The organism is Streptomyces sp. NPDC004721, assembly GCF_053601495.1.
The window spans coordinates 1-21856 of sequence record NZ_JBSGBZ010000047.1 but is presented as its reverse complement, the minus strand read 5'-3'; the positions used below and the strand labels follow the sequence as shown (position 1 = coordinate 21856).

The window sequence follows — 21856 nt, the reverse complement described above, 5'->3', positions numbered from 1 at the left end:
CCGCACGCACTGCGCGCGCGGCCGGGACGCCGGGGTGCACACTGGCACCCCGGCCGCGCCATCGTTGGCGCATACGTAGTGCGAGCGGCGTGATGTTCGCTTGCGGTCATCCCGCCAGCCGAGGAAGCGCAGAATGGGACGTCATGAGGGTAGTTGTCGCCGAGGACTTGACGTTGCTGCGCGACGGTCTGATCCGGCTGCTGACCGCGCACGGCTTCGACGTGGTCGCTGCGGTGGATAGCGGGCCGGATCTGGTGCGCGCCCTGTCGGAGCACCGCCCGGACGTGGCCGTGGTGGACGTCCGGCTGCCGCCGACCCACACCGACGAGGGGATCAGGGCCGCGCTGAGCGCCCGGGAGGAGATCGACGGACTCCCCATCCTCGTGCTGTCGCAGTACGTCGAGCGGCTCTACGCCCGAGAGTTGCTCGCGGATGGCCGGGGCAGTATCGGTTACCTGCTCAAGGACCGGGTGTCGGACGTCGGGGAGTTCGTCGAGGCGGTACACCGGGTCGCCGCCGGCGGAACCGCCCTCGACCCGATGGTGGTGGCGAGGCTGCTGGACAGCCGGCGGCGGGCGCTGCCGCTGGACCGGCTCACCCCGCGTGAGCGGGAGGTGCTCGCACACATGGCGCAGGGCCGGTCGAACGCGGCCATCGCGACCGCCCTGGCGATCACCGAGAAGGCGGTCGGCAAGCACACCAACAACATCTTCGCCAAGCTGGGCCAGCCGCCGTCGGAGGACGACAACCGCCGGGTCCTCGCCGTGCTGGCGTACCTCGACGGATGGGGGGCCTAGGCCCACCACCGAAGACACGGTCCAGGCCCAGGGACTTCCCCGCGCTCGCGGACCAGCCTGGGCTCATGACACACACCAACAGATGCCCCGGCGTCCCGACTCCCACTGCGGGACCGGTGCTCCGTTCCGAACGGGCACTCGCCCCCGACCTGGCCCGCGGCGCGATGCTGCTGTTCATCGCCCTGGCCAACGCGGCGAACTTCGCCTTCGCCGGCCAGCCCGGCATCGACGGTACGCCACACGGCCTGCAGCGAGCGGTCAACTTCTTCATGATCACGTTTGTGGACAGCCGGGCGTACCCGGTGTTCGCGGTGATGTTCGGCTACGGGCTGGTGCAACTGGCCCGCCGGGCCGCCGCGGCCGGCGCCGACCCGCGACGCATCCTGTTGCGCCGCAACGCGTGCCTCATCGTCTTCGGTGCCATCCACGCCACGTTGTTGTATTTCGGCGACTTTCTCGGCGCGTACGGCATCGTCGGAATCATCGCCACGCTGGTCCTGCTCCGCCGCGGCGACCGGTTCCACCGCCTCGTCATGTGGCTGTGGGCGCTCGTGCTCGGCTACACCCTCGTCCTCGCCGCCATGCTGGTCGTCAACGCCAAGAGCGGTCACGCGATCCTCACCAACACCCCCAACCCGTCATTGGCGGCAACCTCGTACGGACAGGGCGTCCTGGATCGGCTTGCGGAATGGCCGGCGCACACCGCGACGGTGGTGCCGTTCATCTTCATCGTCTGGCTCGGCATATGGGCAGCGCGCCGCCGCATCCTGGAAGACCCTGCGACACACCAGGTCCTGCTGCGCCGCACCGCGGCGGGCTGCCTGGCCGTCACCGTGCTCGGCGCCCTGCCGTACGCGCTGGTGGCCGCCGGTGCGCTCCAGGTAGACCCCGGTACCCTCGATGCCATGGCCTATCTCCACGCGATCAGTGGCGAGTTCGGTGGCCCGGGCTACGTCGCCCTGTTCGGGGTGATGGCGGAGCAACTCTCCACCGGCCCGCGCCGGCCGAAGACCGTCGGCGCGGTCGCCGCGTTGGGCCAGCGGTCGCTGAGCGGGTACCTGTTCCAGTCGGTGGCCTGGACCATCGTCTTCGCCCCGTTCGCCTTGGACCTGGGGGGTTCCACGTACCGCGCGGTCATGGCCGCGGTCACGGTGTGGACGGTGTCGGTACTGGCCGCACGGGCCATGGAGAGGCGGCGGTACCGGGGACCGGCCGAGCGCCTGCTGCGCCGCTTGACCTACGGCCGGTCATGAGCGTCCCCCCGTGGCGCTGGCCTGCCAGAGTCCGTGTCGGCCTGGCCGCGGCGGTGTCCGCCGCGGCCGGGCTGCTCTGGGCCGGCACCGGTGGCGGAGACTTCTGGCCGCGGTGGGTCTGGTTCGGCCTGGCCACCGTGCTCGCCGCGGACCAGCTTCTGCGGTGGGTGTTGCGCGTGCCACCGGGCCGGCGGCGCTGGCTCGCGCTGGACGGCGCCCTCTGCGCGCTCATCGCCACGGACGACGTGGCGATCTGGGCGCTCTCCGGTGGTGGAGTGTTCTGGCCCGTCTTCACCTTCCTGGCACTGTCCATGGTGTTGGGCACGCACGCGTTCCTGGTGAGCCGCCACCCCGACGACCGGGAGCGGGCCTTGGCCGAACGGGTGGACACGCTGACCCGTACCCGCCGCGGTGCGGTGGAGAACCAGGTTGCCGAGCTGAAGCGGGTCGAACGCGACCTGCACGACGGTGCGCAGGCCCGCCTGGTGTCGCTCGGCCTGACCCTCGGCATGGCTCAGGACCTGATCCACCGCGACCCGGACGCCGCGGCGGAGTTGCTCGGCGAGGCCCGTTCCACCGCCGGCAGCGCGCTGGAGGACCTCCGTACCGTCATGCACAGCATCCAGCCACCGGTGCTCGCCGACCGCGGCCTTGCCGACGCGGTCCGGGCACTCGCGCTCGACCTGCCGCTGCCGGTCACCATCACCGGCGACCCGCCGCCCGACATCACTGCGGCGGTCCAGACGGCCGGGTACTTCGCCATCGCCGAATGCCTGGCCAACACCGTCAAACACAGCCAGGCGACCGCGGCTTCGGTGACCTACGTGACCGGCCCGCAGGCGCTGCGGGTCGAGGTGGCCGACAACGGCGTAGGCGGCGCCGTTGTCGCACCCGGCCGCGGCCTGCACGGCATCGTTCAACGGCTGGCGACCCTCGACGGTCAGCTCGACGTTGACAGTCCGGCCGGCGGCCCGACGCGCGTCATCATCACCGTCTCGGTCTGAGCCGATGCTGGTTGAACGCGCCGCCGAGCCGTATGACGGGAGACTGTCACGTACGGTTCCGTGGGAGCCCGGGGGCAAATAGAGGAATAGTCAAGAACTGTGGATCGGTGTGTGACCCGCGCGGGCGAGTGGCAAGAGTGCCGTTGCGCTGTAGGCACGGTGTACGCGCCTACGCCAGGGACGCACCCTGCCTGTATGTCTTCCGGCCGCGATCGCCCGGATAGTAGGCCTGCCCCGGCACTGCGGGTGCGGTTTGGGCCGTCGAATGCCCTAACCGGTGCTGGTCGGTCTTCCGGGAGCGTCAATCCAGCGGGCGGCCGCGTCGAAGGTGTCCGCCGGGGTGCTGTTGAACGCGATCGCCGCGTTGGGAGCGTGTCGTCGAATCAGATTGATTATCTGCTCGAACAGCTCGAGTTGGTCTTCGAGCTTCCGCACACCGCCGCCGACGACTACGCACTCCCAAGGTCGGGCAGCCAAGGCGGCGCCGACGACCGCCTCCACGTTGTCGCTGCTGTCGAGGCCGAACAGACACGTCTCAACACCGACGCCGTGCTCGGCGAATCGAGCGATCCCCACCTCGATCGCGTCGGCTACCGGCTTGGGGTCCCAAGGCCCGGGAATCCGATACGGATCCAGCCCGATTACGAGGACGCGGGGTGTCAGGGCCGTTGTCTCCACCCCTGGACCCTACGTCGCAGAAGTGGAAGGAGTAGTCAAGAACGCGGATCCGCGTGGCACGCGATTTGAGCGCCTACCCCCGATTCGTGCTGTTCGGGTCGTTCCACCAGGACTCCTTCATCGACGCGGGTGCCGGCATGGACGAGCGCGATGAGCTGGGGTGCCTTCATGGCCCGCCAGTGGGCCTCGGCGGATTCGACGAGCTTGAAGGCCATCGCCGAGGTCCTAGGTTGACTGCTCGGCTGGTGCGACGCTGACGTCGTGACTACGGGTGCGCCGACCGAAGCGCTGATCCCTACCGGGCCCACCTGTGAGACGGCAGTCGATTGCGCGTGGTCCGCCAGTAGCCGCACGGCTTCGGCTTGCGTCCGCGGCTGACCAGGCCGGGCCGCCCTCGCCGGCCGCGTACGGGCGGGAGGGCCTGGACCAGGGAGATGAGCTGCGTGACGTCGTTGCGGTTCCGCCGGTCAGCGACACCGCCGGCGCGATGCCATGCCCTTCGTGAGCCGTCGATCACCGCCCTCGACCAGCCCAGCGCGCCGGCGGCGTTGAGTTCAGCCAGGAGTGACCCGTGCGTCGTTCCGGTCACGCAGGCGTCGTCGGCTGCCGGCCGCGCGGCTGTGTCGGTCAGCCGGTCTGGGTGTCTGGCGTGCCTTGGTGGTATCGCTGCTGCCAGCGACCGTCCTCGCGCATCCAGATGGAGCTGCGGTGAACCACGCCGACGGCGTCCTCGGTGCGGAACCGAATGTGCACGACGCCCGGGGCGAGCTCCACGACCCGGTCGAAGGTCACGCCCTGCACCTGGTCCGGGATGGTGTTGAGGACGCGGATCACCTCCTCGCGCTCCCAATACCTTCCGGTGCGCCCGATCTCGTAGAAGTCATGATGGATCAGCTGTTCGAGCCGGCCGACGTCATTGCGCGCCTCGGCACTGAGGAGCGAAGACTCGAGGCGGATGATCTCCTCGCGGAGATCCACCATGGCCGATGCTTCGTCCGTCGCGGTCGGCCCGGACTGGACCGTGCGGAAAAGGCGTTCGGCGTTCTCGCCCAGTGTGTGGGGGTTCAGGCCTGCCTGTTTCAGGGCTGGGACCGGGTCTGCCACACCCGTGCCGTACGGGGCGTCCGTGCCCAGGAGGAGGTGGGGTTCGCCGAAGGTTTCTTCGAGGTAGCGGAGGGCGGGGGCGGTGTGGACCACCGTGTCGCACCAGACTCGGTCCAGATAGGCGCTCGGGGGGTGGTGGGCGCGGGTGCGGAGGTCGGCGCGGTAGTGCCAGTTGTTGTCCAGGCGGGGCAGGAGCTGGGCGAGGACGCCTCCGCCGTGGGCCAGTACCAGGCGCAGGCGTGGATGGCGGTCCAGGGTGCCGGAGGCGGCAAGGCGAGCGTAGGCGAGGGCCGTGTCCAGGGGAGCTCCGACCGAGTTGTGCAGGAACAGGTCAGGGTCGTGCAGGGGACCGCAGTAGGACGGGTGCAGGGACAGCGGGACGTCCAGCGTCTCGCACGCCGTGAACAGCGCGTCGAGGCCCGCGCGGTCGAGCGGGCGGCCCGCGACCGGGCCCGTGGTGATCTGCGCGCCCGCGAGACCGAGGCGGGTGATGGCCCGCTCCAGTTCGGCCGCCGCGTCCTCGGGGCGGCCCACAGGCAGGGTCGCGAGGCCGGTCAGCCGGCCGGCCGCGGCCGCGCTGCCCACGTACGCGGCGAGCGCGTCGTTCGCCGCGCGGGCGTACCGCGTCGCCTCCGGTCCCGTACCGAGGGCGTACGCGTGGGGGGTCAGGGAGACCACGGCGTGGTCTACGCCCTGGCGGTCCATACGGGCGAGGGCCGCGGCCGGGTCGGTCAGTTCCGGGTAGTGGGCGGGCAGGCGTTCGCCGGTGGGAGAGAGCAGGCGGCCGTCCTCAGTGGTGCGCAGGCCCGCCGCGAGCGCCGGCGGCCAGTCGCCGGCCAGCACCTGCGAGGGCAGCATGTGGGCGTGGACGTCGACGACGGTCAACTGGCCCCCTTCGACGGGACGCGGCGCGTCCACCCCGCGGCCTCACCCTCGGCCAGGCGGCGCAACACTTCCGCGCTGGTCTTGATGCCGTTCCTGAACCACTCCAGGGAGAAGTGCTCCTGCGAGGAGTGCTCCTGGAGGTCGGGCTGGCCGTACGGGACGAGGAGGCAGGGCAGTCCGGCGTGCTCGACGAACGCGCCGAAGACGCCTCCTCCGCCGATCGACGGGATCACCGCCGCTTCCTGGCCCCACACGGCGCCGAGCGCGGCGCGGGCCGTGGTGACGAGCGGGTGGGTGTCGGGGATGGAGGAGGGCGGGCAGTCGGCGAGGACGGTGAAGGTGATGTCGTCCCAGCCGTGGTCGTCCAGGTGACGGCGGATCAGTTGGGCAATGCGCGCCGGGCTCTGGCCGGGCATGAGGGCGATGTCGACCTTGGCGGTCGCCCGGGTCGGCACCGCCATCTTCAGGCCCTCGCCGGTGTACCCGGCCTCGATGCCGCAGACGCAGATGCGCGGCGAGAAGAACATCGCGTCCACCGGGTCGGACGTGGTGTAGGCGCGGACGCCCAGGTCCCGGGCCGGGGGGAGGAAGGTGCCGGGGAGGGCTGCCGCCGCGGTCCGGACCGACTCCGGGACCGGTTCGATGCCGTCGTGGAAGCCGTCGACGAGGATGCGTCCGTCCGTGTCGGTCAGGGACGTGAGCGCCCGGGTGAGGCGGTCCGCCGGGTTCGGCAGGATGCCGCCGTAGCTCGCCGAGTGCCACTCCTGGGGGCTGCCCTCGCAGGTGAACTCCAGGTAGAGCGCGCCCCGTACGCCGAGGAAGAGTGCCGGCTGCCACAGGCCCAGCGTGGAGGCGTCGGAGGTGTAGAGGGCGTCGGCGGTGAACCGTTCCGGGTGCTCGGCGATGAAGCGGCGGGTGTTCAGGGAGCCCGTCTCGTCCTCGCCGTCGAGCATCAGGTCGAGCCGCAGCGGCGGCGGGGCGCCGGTGACGTCGGTCCAGACGGCGAGGGCGCACAGATGGGCGAGGAGCTGGCCCTTGCTGTCGCCCACCCCCCTGCCCCACAGGGCCCCGTCGTGGACGGTGGGCTCGAACGGCGCGAACGGCCAGTCGGCGGGGTCGCCGGCGGGCACGACGTCGTAGTGGCCGTAGATCAGCAGGTGTGGGGTGTCCTCGGCGGCGTGCTCGCCGAGGGTCGCCCAGACGATGGGGCTGCCGCCGGTCTCCAGGGTCTCGGAGTCGACGCCGATCCGCTTGAGGATGTCGGTGAGGAGCGCCGCGCATTCGCGAACGCCCTCACCGGTGACGCTGACGCTGGGCTGTGCGGCGAGTTCGACGAGCCAGGACAGGAATTCGTCGGCGCGCTCGTCGATCCTCGCCCACAGCGCGTCGCGCAGCGCGGTCCCCGTCGGTACCGGGCCTGTCGCGTCGGTGGTGTGCTCAGAAGCCGTCACGGTTGATGTCCTTGTAGAGCAGGTAGGCGGCGGTGCCGGGGCCCGTCGGGTAGAAGTACTGGGGGCAGTACGGGGCCATGTAGATGAAGTCCTCGGTCTCCACCTCCATGATGTCGCCGTCGAGGTGGTACAGGCCGGAGCCCTTCAGCATCCACAGGCCGTGCTCCTCGTCGTGGACCTCGACCTTCGGGAAGACGGCGCCCGGCTCGAAGGACAGCACGCTCATCGAGAAGTCGTAGGGCGCGTCGACGGGCAGCAGTTCGGCGCGGCTGATCCCGGCGACCGAGCCGGGCCGGTACTCGGCGTCACCGATCCGTCCGCTGACCGGCTGCGGGGCGGGTACGCCGGGCCAGGGCTGGTGCTCCTGCTTGATCCACAGCAGCCGGGCCGGGGTCGCGGTGTCGTTGCGCAGCTGGAAGCCGGTGCCGGTGGGCAGGAATGCGAACCCCTGGTCGGCGAGGTCGTGCTTGGCGCCGCCGGCCAGGACGTGCGGCGTGCCGTCGAGGCCGAGCAGGAAGTGCTCGTGCTCGGCGCCGGTGACGGCCGAGGTGCCGCCGCCGGGCTCGATCTCCAGCAGGTACCAGCCGAACCGGGCGCGGTGCAGCCGCGGCGTGGCCAGCTTCTTCACGATCACTCCGTCGAAGCCGGGCAGCCGGCTCGGGAACTGGTTGGCGGGAGTGAGCAGGTGGTACGCGTCGGTGCGGCGCCCACGGGAGACGGACACCGTGGTCGGCGGGGCGTAGGGACGGTCGGGGGTGGTGGTCATGTGCTCGCTCCTGGCTGTCGTGGGCTGAGGTGTGTGCGGTCAGGTGGTCTGGAGGACCGGGGCCGCGGGCCGAGGCTCCTCCGCGTGCGGGACGCCGGGCGTGCGGGCGAGGAAGCGGCCGCCGCCCACGAGGCCCGGTACGGGGCGCCCGTCGCGTACGGCGATCCGTCCGCCGGCGAGGACAGCGCGGGGCGCGCCGATGACCTCGATGCCCTCGTACGGCAGGTGGTCGACGGCCGAGTGGTGGTCGGCGACCGTGAGGGTGTGGCGGCGCTCCGGGTCGAAGACGAGCAGATCGGCGTCGGCGCCGGGGGCGATCAGGCCCTTGCGAGGCAGCAGCCCGAACATGCGGGCCGGGGCCGTGGACACGGCGTCGGCCCAGCGGCGCAGGGTGATGCGACCGGTGCGGACCCCGAAGTGGTGGAGCAGCATGATGCGCTGCTCGATGCCGGGCAGGCCGTTGAGGATGCAGTCGAACCGCGGCTCCATGATCTTCTGGTCGGCGATCCGGAACGCGCAGTGGTCGCTGGAGACCGTGGCGAGACTGCCGTCGGCGAGTGCCTGCCACAGGGCATCCTGGTCGGCGGCCCGGCGCAGCGGCGGTGAGCACACGGCCTGTGCCGCGGTGGTGAGGTCGCCCTCCAAGGCATGCTCGTCGAGGACCAGGTAGTGCGGGCAGGTCTCGCCGTGCACGTCCCAGCCCGCCGCGCGGGCCCTGCGGATCGGGTCGAGTGCGGTGGCGCCGGATACGTGGACGATGTAGACGCGGGCGCCTGCGACCCGGGCCAGGTGCGCGATCCGGTTGACGGCCTCGGCCTCCAGCAGGTCGGGGCGGGTGTGCGAGTGGTGGTGCGGCGCGGTCTCGCCGCGGTCGATCGCCTGCGCGGTGAGCAGGTCGATCGCGTCGCCGTTCTCCGCATGCACCAGCACGGTGATGCCGAGCGGGGCCGCGCACTGCAGGATCCGCAGCAGCCCGCGGTCGTCCGTCATCCGGCGGCCCCGGTAGGCCATGTACACCTTGATGCTGCTGACGCCCTCGGCGACCAGCCGGGGCAGCTCGGCGAGTTCGTCCTCGCCGGGCTGGACGAGCACCATGTGGACGCCGACGTCCGCCGCGGGCCGCTGGGCGAGCATTCGGGCCCGCCAGGCGTGCAGCGCGGCGAGTGGTGACTCGCCGGGCTCCGGGTAGCAGAAGTCGACGACCGACGTGGTGCCCCCGGCGAGCGCGGCGACGGTTCCCCGGTGGAAGTCGTCGCAGGTGCGGTGACCGCGGATCAGGGTGTCCAGGTGGGTGTGCGGGTCGATGCCGCCGGGCAGCACCCAGCAGCCGCCCGCGTCGATCGTCTCGTCCGCGTCGGCGTGATACAGCACTCCCGGGCTCGCGACTGCCGTGATGACCCCGTTCTCGACGAGGACGTCCGCCGGTTCGGTGGTGTCGGGGCCGATGACGGTGCCGCCGGTGACCAGCACCCGGCCGGCGGCCGGGGGCGTCGGCGCACCGGACGCGGCGTAGTGCGGTGCCGTCCCCTGGATGGACTCAGACACCGAGGTTCACCCAGACCGTCTTCGGCAGCGTGTACTGCTCCATCGCGTGCAGGGACTTGTCGCGGCCGGTGCCGGACTGCCGGAAGCCGCCGAAGGGGACGGTCACGTCGGAGTGGTTGTAGCAGTTCACCCACACCGTGCCGGCGCGCAGTGCGCGGGAGACCCGGTGCGCGGTGGTGACGTCACGGGTCCAGACGGCGGCGGCGAGCCCGTACTGGGAATCGTTGGCGATCCGTACGGCGTCGTCGGCGTCCTTCGCGGTGATCAGGGACAGCACGGGGCCGAAGATCTCCTCCCGGGCGACGCGCATGTCGTTGGTGACGTCGGCGAGGACGGTGGGCTCCATGTAGCAGCCGCCGGAGTCCCGGCGTCCGCGCTCGCCGCCGGTGGCGACGCGTGCGCCTTCCTCACGGCCGATGCCGACGTAGCCGAGGACGCGGGAGAGCTGGGTCTCGTCGACGAGCGCGCCCATCCTCACCGCCGGGTCGAGGGGGTCGCCGGGCCGCCAGGCGGCCGCAGCCGCGACGAGCCGCTCGGTGAACTCCTCGCGCACGGACTCCTGCACGATGACGCGGGAGCCGGCGCTGCACATCTCGCCCTGGTTGACGAACGCGCCGAGCGCGGCACCCTCGGCCGCGGCGACGAGGTCGGGCGCGTCCTCCAGGATGATGTTGGGGGACTTGCCGCCGCACTCCAGCGACACGCTCTTCATGTTCGACCGGGCCGCGTACTCCAGGAAGAACTTGCCGACCTGGGTGGAGCCGGTGAAGGCGACCTTGTCGACGTCCGGGTGCAGACCGAGGGCGCGGCCGACGGACTCGCCGAGACCGGTGACGACGTTGAACACACCCTCGGGGACGCCCGCCTCCGCCGCCAGCGCGGCGAGCGCGAGGACGACGTGCGGGGCCTGCTCGGCGGGCTTCACGACGAGGGAGTTGCCGGTGGCGAGGGCGGGGGCGATCTTCCACATCGGCATGCCGATCGGGAAGTTCCACGGCACGACGGCGGCGACGACGCCGAGGGGTTCGCGGGTGACGAGGGCGAGCGCGCTGTCCGCGGTCGGCGCGACGTCGCCGTAGACCTTGTCGATGGCCTCGGCGAACCACCGCAGCACGTCGGCCGCATGGTCGGCCTCGCCGAGCGTGGAGCCGATCGGCTTGCCGCTGTCGAGGGTCATGACCAGCGCGAGGTGCTCGCGGTCGCGGCGGATCAGCTCGGCGAACCGCAGCAGCACCGCGCGGCGGGCGATCGGCGCCATCCGCGACCAGACGCCGGACTCGAAGGCGCGGCGAGCGGCGGCGACGGCCCGGTCGACGTCCGCCGGGCCCATGGCGGGGCTGGAGGCGACGGTGCGGCCGTCGACGGGCGAGACGGTGTCGAGGCGTTCGCCGGAAGCCGCGTCGGTGTGGGCGCCGTCGATGAACGCGCGCTTCTCCCAGCGCAGTTGCTCGGCCCGCTGGTGCCATTCCTGGGCGGTGACGGTCATGGGGTGTGCTCCTCTTGCGAAGGGTCTTCGGGGTCGTGGGGTGGTGCGGAAGGCCCGGCTCGGTTCCGGGCCGGGCCGGCTCAGTCGCGGCGCAGCCAGATCTCCGGCTGGCGCTCGGACGCGGGCTCTCCGGTGGCGATGTCGGCCCACAGGGCCTCGGCCGCCGCCTTGTCGTCGCGCAGGTCGACGAGGACGCGGCCGTCCTTCATCACGAGCCGGGGCCGGCCGAGGGCGCGCAGATCAGCGAGCGGGTCCCCGTCGACGACGAGGACGTCGGCGCGGTAGCCGGGCTCCAGGCTGCCGAGGTTGTCCTGCTCGCCGAGCGCGGTGGCGCTGCCGAGGGTCGCGGCGCGCAGCGCGTCCGCGGCGCTCAGTCCGGCCTCCGTCAGTGCCTCCAGCTCGCAGATCAGGACGTCGCGGGCGGGGATCCAGTGGATCGGGTCGCTGCCCGCGGCGATCGTGACGCCGGCCTCGACGGCGTAGCGGACCGACTGCTCGTGGACGGCGCCGATCCGCTCCTCGTACACGGCCGCCTGGTCCTCGGTGATCGTCTTGCCGACGTTGAGGTGGGTCTTGGTGCGGAACGCCCACAAGGTGGGGACGTAGACGGTGCCCTGCGCGGCCATCCGGGCGGCGAGGGGCGCGTCGATCGTCAGGCCGTGGTCGATGACGTCGACACCGGCGGTGACGGCGCCGCGGGCTGCCTCGATGCCCTCGCAGTGACAGCCGACACGGGCTCCGAGGAGATGAGCCTCGCTGACGGCCGTCGCGATCTCCTCGTCGTTGAGGTACCGCAGGCACAGCGTCCAGTCGGAGTCGGCGGTGGTGTGGCTGAGGACGAGCTTGATGAAATCGGCGCCCGCCAGCCGCTCCAACCGGACAGCGCGGCGTACGGCGTCCGGACCGTCGGCGAAGACGTTGCGCCAGTCGACGGGAGCGCCGCTGCCGACGACGTTCGGACCGGCCGTGAAGGCACGGGGGCCCAGCACCCGACCCGCGGCGAGCTCGGCGCGCAGCGCGTGGATGCCGCGGTGCTTGCAGCCGGGGTCGCGGACGGTGGTGATGCCGGACTCGATGAACCGGCGGGCGGTGATGACGCCGTCGACGACGCTGCGCGTGATGAGGTCGGCGTCCGCCTCGACGCCGGACCGGCTCATCAGGTGGGCGTGCGCGTCGATGAGGCCGGGCAGGATGTGCCCTCCGTCGGTGTCGACGATCTCGGCGCCCGTCTCGTGCGGTACGGCGTCACGGCCGACGACCTCGGTGACGCGCCCGTCCTCGACGACAACGGCGGCGTCCTCGCGCCAGGTGCCGCGGCGCACATCGAGGACGGGACCGCCATGGACGAGGGTGGTGGTGCTCATCGGATCGACTCCTGGGGTGTGCGGTGGGTGAGCAGAGCGCCGGTGAGGCCGAGCGCGGCGGGCAGTCCGGCGACCACCGGGACGCCGAGTTCGGCTTCGAGGGCTGGGGCGAGGGCGCTGACGACGGAGCCGATCAGGACGAGGCTGTCGGCGGCGTCCCGGTCCCGTGCGGTGCGCCCGGCCCGCACGTACTGGTCGAGCAGCGCCTCCGGGTCGCGTACGGCGGCGGCGGTGTCCGTCGCCATCGGCACGATCGATGCGAGCCGCGCGTCGAGCCCGTACCGGTGCACGAGGCCCCGCACCAGCGGCACGGAGTGCGGTGCGAACACCGGTACGGCGAACCGGCCGCCGTACAGGCAGGCCTGGAGCATGGCGGCCTCGGCGATGCCGACGACGGGCACCGGCAGCAGGCCGCGGACCTCGGCGAGGCCGGGGTCGTGGCCGCAGGCGATGACCACCGCGTCCCGCCCGGCCGAGAGCCGAGGTGCCTCCCGGAGGGTCAGCGCGGCGGCGAGTGCGATGTCCTCGCCGGTGTCGACCCCCGCCGGACCGCCCGGCAGCGACCGCACGTCGACGTCGATGCCCGGACCTGCCCAGAGCTCGGCGCCGGAGCGGATAAGGCCAGTGGCCACGGCGGAGCTGTTGGGGTTGAGGACGAGGACGGAGCGCCGGGTGCCGTGGGCAGGGGCCGTCGTCGCCGTGACGTCGGGGCGCGCGCCGGCCGTCACGGCGACCGGACCCGCGCTCCCGGAACCCTCGCACGCCGTCACGGTGCCGCTCCCGTCGCCGCCGATGCCGCCGCGGGCGTCGTCGCGCCCAGGCACGCCGCCGAGATCTCGTCCGCGGCCGGGCGGTCGAGTTCGCCGACGACGGCGCCGCGGGACATCACGAGGACGCGGTCGCAGATCTGGGCCAGCTCCTCGTGGTCGGAGCCGACGACGAGGACGCCGAGGCCCTCCTCGGTGAGCGCGGTGACGGTGTCGAGCAGGGCACGTCGGGCGCCCACGTCGACGCCCTGCGTCGGCTCGTGCAGCACCAGGCAGCGCAGCCCGGGCCGCTGGAGCCACTTCGCGAGGAGCACCTTCTGCTGGTTGCCGCCGCTCAGGGTGCCGAGCGGCCGGTCGGGTTCGGTGCGGGGCCGTACGTCGTAGCGCTCCATCGCGTCCTGGACGGTGTGGCGCTCGGCGGTCCGGTCGACGAAGCCGCGGCGGGTGTGGCGGCGCAGGCTGACCAGGGTGAGGTTCTCGCGGATGCCGAAGCTCTGCACGCCGCTGTGCTGTTTGCGGTCGGCGGGCAGGACGGCGAGTCCCGCGGCGAGCGCGGCCGAGGGGCGCCAGGCCCGCAGGGTGCGCTCGCCGACGGTGAGGGTGCCCGCGGTGCGGTCGGAGCCGAGGAGCAGCGTGGGCAGGGAGTCGTGCCCGGCGCCCGCGCGTCCGGTGACCCCGACGATCTCGCCCGCGTGCACGGTCAGGTCGATGGGGCTGCCGGTGCGGCCGCGAAGTCCCTCGGCGCGCAGGACGGGCGCGCCGGGTTCGGTGCGCGCGGTCCGGGCGGCTGCCGCCTGGGGCGCGGATCCGATGATGGCGGCGGCGAGTTCACCGGGTCCTTCGATGTCGCCCGCCTCGTGCTCGGACACCAGGTGCCCGTCGCGCAGTACGACCACGCGGTCCGCGATCATGCCGACCTCTTCGAGGCGGTGGGTGCAGAAGGCGACGGCAGTGCCGCGGGCGGTGACCCGGCGGATCGCGTCGAACAGGCTGGTGCGCTCGCGTTCGGTGAGGTTGGCCGTCGGCTCGTCGAGGACCAGCAGCTTGGAGTGGCGCCGGCCGCGCGCGTACAGGGCACGGGCGATGGCGAGGACCGCGCGCTCGCCCTGCGGCAGCCGGTGCACGGGGGCCGCGGGGTCGATATCCATGCCGAGGCCGTCCAGCAACTCCTTGACCTGCCTCGCCTGTTCCCGCCAGCGCACGAGTCCGGCGCGGGAGGTGACGAGGGCGCCGACGCACACGTTCTCGGCGACGCTGAGGGTCTGGGCGAGGGCCAGGTCCTGGTGGACGAAGGCGAAGCCCAGGTCGGCGGAGGAGGTCGGGGTGAGCGGCAGCCGGTGCTCGGTGCCGTCGACGATGAGACGGCCACCGGCGTCGGGGACGTGGAAGCCCGAGAGGATCTTGAACAGGGTGGACTTGCCGGCCCCGTTCTCGCCGAGGACCGCGGTGGTGCGACCGGCCGGGAAGTCGAGGGAGACCGAGTGCAGGACGCGGGTCGGGCCGAAGGTCTTGCTGATGCTCTCCAGCCGGATGCCCCGGTGCTGCGCACCTGCCCCGACGTCCTCGGGCCGCCCGTCGCCCTGTTCCGTGAGAGTGCCGGGCGCGGTCATCGCGTCTTCCACAGGGAGGTGAAGCCACCGCGGTAGTCGGCGCCGTCGAACAGGGCGTCCTCGTCGGTGAGGTCCTTGCCCTTCAGGTTGTCCTTGACGAACAGCTTCAGCGGGACGACGGTCGTGGCCGCCTTCTGCCCGGCGATCGCGCGCAGACTGCGGTCCATCATCGCCCAGCCCAGCCAGGAGTTGTTGTTGCCGACGTCGGCGCTCTGGACGCGCCCATTGCGGACGAACTCCAGGTTGGCGGTGACCGCGTTGATGCTGGAGGCGTGCACCTCGGGCCGGTTCGCGGCCTCGATCGCGGGCACCGTGAACTGGGCGATGCCGTCGATCGCCGGGAACACCCAGTTCAGCTTGCGGTTGCGCATCAGCGTCGAGGAGGTGACCCGTTCGGCGCCCTGCTTGAAGTCGGCCTGGTTGAGATCGTCGACGGAGAGGCTGCAGCCACTGCGGCAGAACTCCTTGAACCCGTCCTGGAGGCCCTTCTTCAGCGCCGTGAACGTCGCGACCGAGGGCAGGTGCTGGTACGAGGCGTGCACCGGGCCGTCGGTCGCGGTGACCGCGTGGGCGGCGAGGATCCGGCCGGAGTCGTAGAAGTCGACGCTCACGGCACCGGCGGCGCCCTCCTCCAGCGGCGCGTTGGCGTCCACGTTGAACGCGGAGATCACCGGCACCTTGGCCTGCCGCGCGGCGCGGACGGCGCCGCTGACCTCGCTCAGGTTGATGCCGAAGGCGACCACGGCGGCGGGGCCGGTCGCGAGCGCCTGCTCGACACCTTTGCCCGCGGTGCTGGTGGAGCCCTTGGAGTCGAAGACGCGGACCTTCACTCCGGCCTGTCGGCCGGCCTCCGTCATCCCGTTCAGGACGGCGCGGACGTACGGGATGCTGTTGTCGAGGGTGACCACCCAGATCGTCTTGCCGCGGGCCGCGGTGATGTCGAAGGCGTCGCCAGGCTTGCTGAACACGGTGGGGCCGGAGGCCTTGTCGACCAGGGCCTGCGCGCTCTTCCGGGCGGCGGCGACGGTCTTGCTGTCAGCGGCCTTCTCGGTGGTGCCCTGGGCGGTGCTGCACGCGGAGAGCGGCACGATCAGCGCGGCGGCGAGGAGTGCGGCACCTGCGGCTCTGCTCCGGGGGAGGCTGTGGATTCGCACGGGGGTTCCTTTCGGCGTTCGGGTGGAGTCGTGGGCGTGCGCTTCGCCTGCGCACGAGCGGTGCGGGGCCGTTCCGGCCGGGGGAAGTGCCAGGCAGTGCCGGGCGGCGTACGTGGCGTTCCATCCGGTGAGGGACGTACCGGGGACGGCGTGCGCGCCGCCTCAGACGCGGGTGCGGCGGCGGGCGACGACGTGGGCGAAGGTGACGGCGAGTACGAGCGCGCCGCCGTTGAAGACGTTCTCCAGCCAGCCCGCCCCGCCTAGGAGCTGGAGTCCGGTAACGCCGGTGACCAGCAGGTACACGGCGATGACGGTGCCCCAGGCGTTGAACCGGCCGGGGCGGACGACAGTGGCGCCGAGGAACACGGCGGCGGCACCCGGCAGCAGGAACGACGAGCCGAGGTTCGGGTCGGCGCTGCCCAGCCGGCCGAAGCTGATCATCCCGGCGACACCGCAGAACAGGGCGCTGGCGATGAGCGCGCCGGTGCGCAGCCGGTCCACGGGAAGGCCGCTGAGCCGGGCCACCTCGCGGCCCTCACCGGTGAAGTACAGGTAGCGGCCGAGCGGGGTGTGCTCGAGGACCAGCCAGACCACGACGGCGACGGCGAAGCTGAACCACACGGGGTAGGGCAGACCGAGGAGTTTCCCGGTTGTCAGGTTGGCCAGCAGTTCGGGCGGGCCCGCGATGACCTGGGACTGGCTGACCGCGAGCGTCAGACCGATGATCACGGTGCTGGAGCCGAGCGTGGTCACCATCGAGCTGATGCCGAAGCCGACCACGAACAGCGCGTTGAGCGCTCCCCACAGCAGACAACTGACCAGCACCACCGGTACGGCGGCCGCGAGCGGCCACTCGTGCTGCTTCGTCAGGACGGCGGTGAGCGTCGACGCCCAGACGATGACGGCGCCGAAGGACAGGTCGAACTCGCCGGCGGCGAAGGGCAGGGTGAGACCCAGCACCGCCACGATCAGCACCGCCTGCGTGGAGGTGATCACGCGGAACGTGTCCATGGTGGGGAACGTGTCAGGGGCGAGCACCGAGTAGACGGCCACCAGGGCCACGAGGACCAGTAGGACCGCGTACCGCTGGAAGAGATCCACGGCGCCGCCGGACGCGCGCCGGTCCTCAGCGCTCTTCGCGTGGCCCGGCGGGGCGACGGCCGGCGTCGACCCGGCTCGGGTCTGGGCTTCCTTGGAGCTGGGGGTCGCTTCCGCGTGCGGGGTCGGGGTCTTCGGGGCGTCGGTTTGCATCGCTACCACCTCGGGCGGATGAAGGCCTGTCGCAGGGGCGAGGAGGGCACTGGGGCGGAGGGTCGAAGGGGCCGTACGGGCCGGCGGGCCGTACGAGCACGGCGCGAGAAGCCGTGCGGGGTGAGGCGCGGAGGGCCGTGCGGGGCGCTTGGGCGAGAACGGGTATCGCGGGCCCGCGGGCGTCACCGGCCGGGGCGCGGTCCGGCGTCAGTGGCTTCGGACCGCGGCCCCTGGGCGGTCCCGGACGGACGCGGACCGGTCGGGCCCGGGTCCGTCCGGGACCCGGTGACGGGCGGCGCCTCCAGCGCCACGGTCACCGAGCGGGTGAGCCCAGCCGCGTCGGCGGTCAGCGTCGCCGAGGTGACGCCCGGGCCCAGCGGCGGGCCGAGCGGCCGGGACAGCACGTACCCGAAGGGGTCGCCGGCGAGTCCCGCCGCCCACGCGAGGTCGTCGCGGACGTCGTCGGCGGTGATGACACCGCTCGCGGCGGGATCGCCGGCCGCGCTCACGCTCCACGACACCGTGCCGGGCTCCCGGCCCCCTGCCGCCTCGGCGGGCATGTCGCCGGGGACGACCAGCAGTACGCCGGCGTTGACGGCGACCAGGTCGGCGGGGCCGGGACCCTCCCCGTAGACCTGGCGGCGCAGCTCCCAGCACAGGGCGAGCGGCGGCAGCAGGCCGGGGGAACCGGGTGCGACGCGCAGCAGCAGCCGCGCCCGCAGCACCACGGCGTCCGGTCGCTCGACGAGGACACGGCCACCGGGGTGCACCATGCCCGGCGTGACATAGGCGAGCGAGCGCTCACCGCTGGGTGCGGGGTCGGCGATGACGGCCCAGCACGGGCCGTCGTCGGCGGTGCGGTCCAGCAGGGCCGCACGGATGCGTTCGGCCTCGGCGCCGTCCACCTCCGGGAAGGCGAGGTGGAGCGGGGCCATCGGCTCACCCGACTCCATGGCCCGCGCCAACAGCGCGGCCAGCCGCCGTACTTCACGTACCGGCAGCCGCCTGCTGTCCGCACGGCCTTGGAGACCGGCTTGCGTCATCGCTCTCGTCACGCCCCACAGGCTGCCGCGCAGCCCGTTAACGGCGGCGAAACCAGCACCGGGGACACCGTTTCGCCGTGCCCGGGACAGGTGCCCGTCCGCGGAGGGGGATGCCATTTCGGCCACTGACCACGTAGATTCCGTCTTTAAGCACCTGTATTTCCGCCACGTCGCACGTCACTGAGCCGTCGGGGCGGACGGCACGACAAGGCGAAGGCGGTACGGATGACCCGGGAGAACGTCCATCTCATCCGGCGCAAGATCCAGTTGCCTCCCCTTCCCGATCGTGCAGTCGCCCGCCCCCGTCTCACCGCCCTGCTCGACGACGCGCTGCACCGGCACCAGACGGTGCAGATCCTCGGAACGGCGGGTTCCGGAAAGACGACGGCTGTGCGCCAGTACCTCGCGGCGACCGGCCGGCGCGTCGCCTGGCTGTCCCTCGACGACACCGATTGCGCGTCCGGCCGCCTGCTGACGTATCTGGAGGCGGCGCTGGCCTCGGCCGTTCCGGAGGTCGCGGGGACGGTCGCCTCGGCCCTGGCGGCGGGCATTCCGCACGCGGAGACCGCGGGGCTGCTGGCCGAGGCGACGGACCAGGCGGCCTTGGCGAAGGGAACCCAGGACTCCTGGCAGCACGGCACTGAAAACGGCGCCACCGACTCCGTCGCGAACGGCGCCGACGATGACGCCGATGTCGAACTGGTGCTCGTCCTCGACGAGGTGGAGCGGCTCGGCGGCTCGCCCGCCGCCCTCGCCGTCCTCGACGGCCTGATCCGGTACGCACCCGAGAGTCTGCGGTTCCTCCTGGTCAGCCGGCGTGCTGTGCGCCTCGGTCAGGCACCGGTCCCGCGTACGGGGCCGGGCGCGCCGCCCGCCGTGATCGGCGAGGCCGACCTCGCCCTCACCCGCGCCGAGGCCGACCAGGTCATCGCAGGGCTGCCGGGCCCGTCCCGCGATGTGGAGCAGCTGCTGCGGGTGACCCGAGGCTGGGTGACGGGCGTGTGCTTCCTCGCCGAGACGCCGGCCGCGGACGACGACGCCTGGCCGTCACACGACACGGAGCCGCTGTCCGCGTACATATCGCAGCAGCTCCTGGACGGGTTGACGGAGGATCAGCGGGTTTTCCTCATCGGCACATCGGTGCTGGACGTGGTGACCGTGCCGCGCGCCGAGGCCCTCGGCTTCCCCGACGCGGCCCGCACCCTCACCGCCCTGCGCGCCCACCAACTGCCCGCCATCTGGGAGGCCCGCCCGCCCGCGATGCGGCTGCACCTGTGCTTCCGCGACTGCCTGGTGCAGCAGCTCGACGAGTACGGCGCCGTCCGCGCCCGTGCCGCCCGGCTCACCGCGGCCGAACTCCTCGGCGCGGAAGGCCGGCACGAGGAGGCCGCCGAGGCCTTCATCAGCCTCGGCGACACCGCGGCGGCGCTGCCGCACGCCGTCGAGGCGATCGAGGACGTCATCGAGCGCGGCGACCACGAGGTCGCCGAGCGCTGGCTGGATCAGCTCGCCTACGCGGACTCCGCGAGCAGCTCCCCGCTGACCACAGCCGAACTGATGCTGGCCGTGGGCCGCGAGGACTACCGGCGCGGAGTGCGCATCGCCGACCAGCTGCACCAGCTCGGCGAGCGCGACGCGATCGCCTCCCGGTCCACCCGGGCCGCCGCGATGATGGCGTGGTCGTACTACCACGCGTGCCGCGTCGACGACCTGGAACGGCTGCTGCGGCTCGCCCCGCCCGGCGACGACATCGAGGCCGTGCACTACCTCGCGAGCCTGGTGGACTCCCGGGACCGCGGCCGGACCCCGCCGAGCGCGGTCGGTGTGCCCGCCGAGGGCCTGATCGCCCGCGCCCACTACTGGCGCGGCCGCCTGAACGACGTCCTGGCCAGCACCGACAGCCGCTGGGCGGGCGTGGTGTCCGGCCCCTGGCGGATCGCCGCACTACGGGCGCTGGGCCGTCTCGACGAGGCCGACCGGCTGCTGCGCGCCGCCGTCGAACGCGGTGTGGTGACGGCCGGGCTGAGCGCGGTCGTCGGCGTCGAGCTGTCCGCCGAACTGGGACAGGAGGAGCGGGCCCGCGCCTTCCTCACCGAGGGCCGCGAAATCGCCCGGCGCAACGGCAGCCTGGTATGGGACATGTTCTCGATGCTCGCCGAGGCGAAGCTCGAACTGCGCTTGTGCCGCAACCCACACCGGGCCCGCCGGGTCCTGGACGACCTGGAGGCCCTTCCCTACGCGCGCAGCTACCAGTCCACCGGTGAACAACTCGACGCACTCTACGGTTTCGCCCTGCTCGGTTGCGGCACGCCCGCCGACGACGCGGAGGCCCTCCTCCGGCTGCGCCGGGCGGTCGCCTCGATGCACGAGGCCGACCGGATCCTGGAGCTGTGCGCCGCCGCGGTGTACCTGGCGGAGGCCGAGTGGCGGGCGGGCGACCCCGACGCGGCCGACCGCGCCGCCGACCTGGCGCTCGCCACGGCCTACCGGCTGGGCACCCGGCACGCCCTGCTCGGCGCGCTTCGCGCGTTCCCCGGCGTGCTCTCCCGCCGCCTGGACGGGCTCACAGACACCGACTCCTCCTGGCACAGCCTCGGCCGTCCCCTCCTGTCCACGTCCGCACGACCCCGGCTCGCGAAGGTACGGGAGCCGCTGCCGGCCGCCGAGCGGACGTCCGCCGTGGTGGAGTTCCACGATCTCGGACCCACCCGCCTCCTCGTCGACGGCGAGCTGCGCCGACCCCGTATCGCCAAGTCGTACGAGCTGATGGGCCTGCTGCTTGCCGCGCCCGAGCGCACAGTGACCCGGACGGCCGCGCTCGACGCACTCTTCGACAGCCGGTCCGACAACTCCGCGCGCGCCTACCTCCGCCAGGCCGTCCACCATCTGCGTCTGGTCCTGCCCGACGAGGACGCGCTGCGGCTGGAGGACGGCACGATCTCGCTGGCCGGTGTGGTCCAGGTCACCACGTACACCGACGAGTTCACCGGCTGGGTCGCCACCGCGGCCGAGACCGGGGGCGAGCAGCGCCTGACCCGTCTCACGTCCGCGCTGGCCATGGCCGCGCACGGACCGTACCTGCCGCGTGCCACGTCGGCGTGGGCGGAGAAACGGCGGGCGGAACTGGCCCGGCTCGTCCTCGACGTCACCACCGACGCGGCGGAACTCGCCTGGCGGCTCGACACACCGCAGACAGCGCTCGCCCTGGCCGAGCAGGCCCTGGAGGGCGATCCCTACCGGGAGTCGATGTGGCGGCTGCTCATGCGGATCGCGGGGGCGCTCGGGCAGTACGACGAGGTCATCACCCACTACCGGCGATGCGGACTCGCGCTGGAGGAGGTCAGCGCGAGCCCTTCCTCAGCGACGCGCCGGTTGCTGGCGGAGCTTCGGCACGGGTGAGGCCAGGCCTGCCCGGCGGATCATGCCGCGGACGCGGGGTCCGGCTTGCGTGCCGGTGGGCAGCGCCGGCAGGGATGTTCCAGCGGGAACCCCGGATTTCGTGGTGGTCTGAGACCGGAACCCCGGCCCGATTACGGCGGGCCGGGGTTCTACGGGGTTCGCATGGTTGGGCGGGTTTAGAAGTCGTCGAAGTCGAAGTCTTCACCGTGGTGGCGCTTGACCACCCGGAAGCTGCCTACGACTCCGTCCTTGACGTGGACGCCCCTGGTGTGGTGCACCTTGACGCCGTTGGCTTCGCT

At 72.5% G+C, this 21856-nt stretch carries 16 protein-coding genes and 1 pseudogene; 4 read left to right on the top strand and 13 right to left on the bottom strand.

The features are described from left to right. The first annotated feature begins 143 nt into the window (after positions 1 to 143). The 3 genes from ACWEK3_RS31860 (at position 144) to ACWEK3_RS31850 (ending at position 3054) form a co-directional block, all read left to right on the top strand. Positions 144 to 797: a LuxR C-terminal-related transcriptional regulator gene (locus ACWEK3_RS31860; RefSeq protein WP_450541345.1), complete on the top strand. Its 654-nt coding sequence runs from the start codon at positions 144 to 146 to the stop codon at positions 795 to 797. A gap of 116 nt (positions 798 to 913) precedes the next feature. Then, positions 914 to 2050, top strand: coding sequence for a DUF418 domain-containing protein (locus ACWEK3_RS31855; protein ID WP_450541347.1), 1137 nt, complete (start codon positions 914 to 916; stop codon positions 2048 to 2050). Continuing rightward, complete coding sequence (locus ACWEK3_RS31850) at positions 2047 to 3054, top strand: sensor histidine kinase (RefSeq protein WP_453251178.1); 1008 nt, start codon at positions 2047 to 2049, stop codon at positions 3052 to 3054. The genes ACWEK3_RS31855 and ACWEK3_RS31850 overlap by 4 nt, the downstream gene beginning before the upstream one ends. A 270-nt stretch (positions 3055 to 3324) precedes the next feature. Here ACWEK3_RS31850 and ACWEK3_RS31845 read toward each other — a convergent pair whose 3' ends face one another. From ACWEK3_RS31845 to ACWEK3_RS31785, 13 genes and pseudogenes are all read right to left on the bottom strand, one after another. Further along, a complete protein-coding gene (locus ACWEK3_RS31845) occupies positions 3325 to 3732 on the bottom strand; it encodes a hypothetical protein (protein ID WP_450541350.1) in 408 nt (135 codons plus the stop codon). A 35-nt stretch (positions 3733 to 3767) separates the two neighbouring features. Further along, positions 3768 to 3950: pseudogene (locus tag ACWEK3_RS31840) on the bottom strand (hypothetical protein); the annotation flags it as partial. A 409-nt stretch (positions 3951 to 4359) separates the two neighbouring features. After that, positions 4360 to 5721, bottom strand: coding sequence for an amidohydrolase family protein (locus tag ACWEK3_RS31835; protein ID WP_453251177.1), 1362 nt, complete (start codon positions 5719 to 5721; stop codon positions 4360 to 4362). After that, positions 5718 to 7172: a M20/M25/M40 family metallo-hydrolase gene (locus ACWEK3_RS31830; protein WP_450541353.1), complete on the bottom strand. Its 1455-nt coding sequence runs from the start codon at positions 7170 to 7172 to the stop codon at positions 5718 to 5720. The genes ACWEK3_RS31835 and ACWEK3_RS31830 overlap by 4 nt, the downstream gene beginning before the upstream one ends. Continuing rightward, positions 7159 to 7938 (bottom strand): (S)-ureidoglycine aminohydrolase, encoded by a 780-nt coding sequence (allE, locus tag ACWEK3_RS31825; protein WP_376609128.1) that lies wholly within the window; start codon positions 7936 to 7938, stop codon positions 7159 to 7161. Before allE ends, ACWEK3_RS31830 begins: the two co-directional genes overlap by 14 nt. A gap of 39 nt (positions 7939 to 7977) precedes the next feature. Continuing rightward, entirely contained in the window at positions 7978 to 9483 is a 1506-nt protein-coding gene (hydA, locus tag ACWEK3_RS31820; RefSeq protein ID WP_453251176.1) for a dihydropyrimidinase, read from the bottom strand. Beyond that, on the bottom strand, positions 9476 to 10969 hold the full coding sequence (locus ACWEK3_RS31815; RefSeq protein ID WP_450541357.1) for an aldehyde dehydrogenase: 1494 nt from the start codon (positions 10967 to 10969) through the stop codon (positions 9476 to 9478). Before ACWEK3_RS31815 ends, hydA begins: the two co-directional genes overlap by 8 nt. A gap of 80 nt (positions 10970 to 11049) precedes the next feature. Beyond that, complete coding sequence (locus ACWEK3_RS31810) at positions 11050 to 12333, bottom strand: amidohydrolase family protein (protein ID WP_450541359.1); 1284 nt, start codon at positions 12331 to 12333, stop codon at positions 11050 to 11052. After that, entirely contained in the window at positions 12330 to 13157 is an 828-nt protein-coding gene (locus tag ACWEK3_RS31805) for an aspartate/glutamate racemase family protein (protein WP_453251175.1), read from the bottom strand. The genes ACWEK3_RS31810 and ACWEK3_RS31805 overlap by 4 nt, the downstream gene beginning before the upstream one ends. Next, complete coding sequence (locus tag ACWEK3_RS31800) at positions 13100 to 14710, bottom strand: sugar ABC transporter ATP-binding protein (RefSeq protein WP_450541363.1); 1611 nt, start codon at positions 14708 to 14710, stop codon at positions 13100 to 13102. The genes ACWEK3_RS31805 and ACWEK3_RS31800 overlap by 58 nt, the downstream gene beginning before the upstream one ends. Further along, positions 14707 to 15864 (bottom strand): sugar ABC transporter substrate-binding protein, encoded by a 1158-nt coding sequence (locus tag ACWEK3_RS31795; RefSeq protein WP_450541365.1) that lies wholly within the window; start codon positions 15862 to 15864, stop codon positions 14707 to 14709. The genes ACWEK3_RS31800 and ACWEK3_RS31795 overlap by 4 nt, the downstream gene beginning before the upstream one ends. A 162-nt stretch (positions 15865 to 16026) precedes the next feature. Further along, positions 16027 to 17115, bottom strand: a complete 1089-nt coding sequence (locus ACWEK3_RS31790; RefSeq protein WP_453251174.1) for an ABC transporter permease — start codon at positions 17113 to 17115, stop codon at positions 16027 to 16029. Positions 17116 to 17297: 182 nt separating this feature from the next. Further along, entirely contained in the window at positions 17298 to 18158 is an 861-nt protein-coding gene (locus tag ACWEK3_RS31785) for a hypothetical protein (RefSeq protein WP_453251173.1), read from the bottom strand. A 225-nt stretch (positions 18159 to 18383) separates the two neighbouring features. On the opposite strand from ACWEK3_RS31785, the gene ACWEK3_RS31780 reads away from it, so the two are divergent. After that, positions 18384 to 21557 (top strand): BTAD domain-containing putative transcriptional regulator, encoded by a 3174-nt coding sequence (locus tag ACWEK3_RS31780; RefSeq protein WP_453251172.1) that lies wholly within the window; start codon positions 18384 to 18386, stop codon positions 21555 to 21557. Positions 21558 to 21856 lie beyond the last annotated feature (299 nt).

What these genes read in the sequence shown, in the direction of transcription:
- ACWEK3_RS31860 (WP_450541345.1), top strand. Translation starts at nt 144, where the DNA reads ATGAGGGTAGTTGTCGCCGAGGACTTGACGTTGCTGCGCGACGGTCTG.
- ACWEK3_RS31850 (WP_453251178.1), top strand. Translation starts at nt 2,047, where the DNA reads ATGAGCGTCCCCCCGTGGCGCTGGCCTGCCAGAGTCCGTGTCGGCCTG.
- allE (WP_376609128.1), bottom strand. Translation starts at nt 7,938, where the DNA reads ATGACCACCACCCCCGACCGTCCCTACGCCCCGCCGACCACGGTGTCC.
- ACWEK3_RS31815 (WP_450541357.1), bottom strand. Translation starts at nt 10,969, where the DNA reads ATGACCGTCACCGCCCAGGAATGGCACCAGCGGGCCGAGCAACTGCGC.
- ACWEK3_RS31810 (WP_450541359.1), bottom strand. Translation starts at nt 12,333, where the DNA reads ATGAGCACCACCACCCTCGTCCATGGCGGTCCCGTCCTCGATGTGCGC.
- ACWEK3_RS31800 (WP_450541363.1), bottom strand. Translation starts at nt 14,710, where the DNA reads ATGACCGCGCCCGGCACTCTCACGGAACAGGGCGACGGGCGGCCCGAG.
- ACWEK3_RS31790 (WP_453251174.1), bottom strand. Translation starts at nt 17,115, where the DNA reads ATGCAAACCGACGCCCCGAAGACCCCGACCCCGCACGCGGAAGCGACC.
- ACWEK3_RS31785 (WP_453251173.1), bottom strand. Translation starts at nt 18,158, where the DNA reads ATGACGCAAGCCGGTCTCCAAGGCCGTGCGGACAGCAGGCGGCTGCCG.
- ACWEK3_RS31780 (WP_453251172.1), top strand. Translation starts at nt 18,384, where the DNA reads ATGACCCGGGAGAACGTCCATCTCATCCGGCGCAAGATCCAGTTGCCT.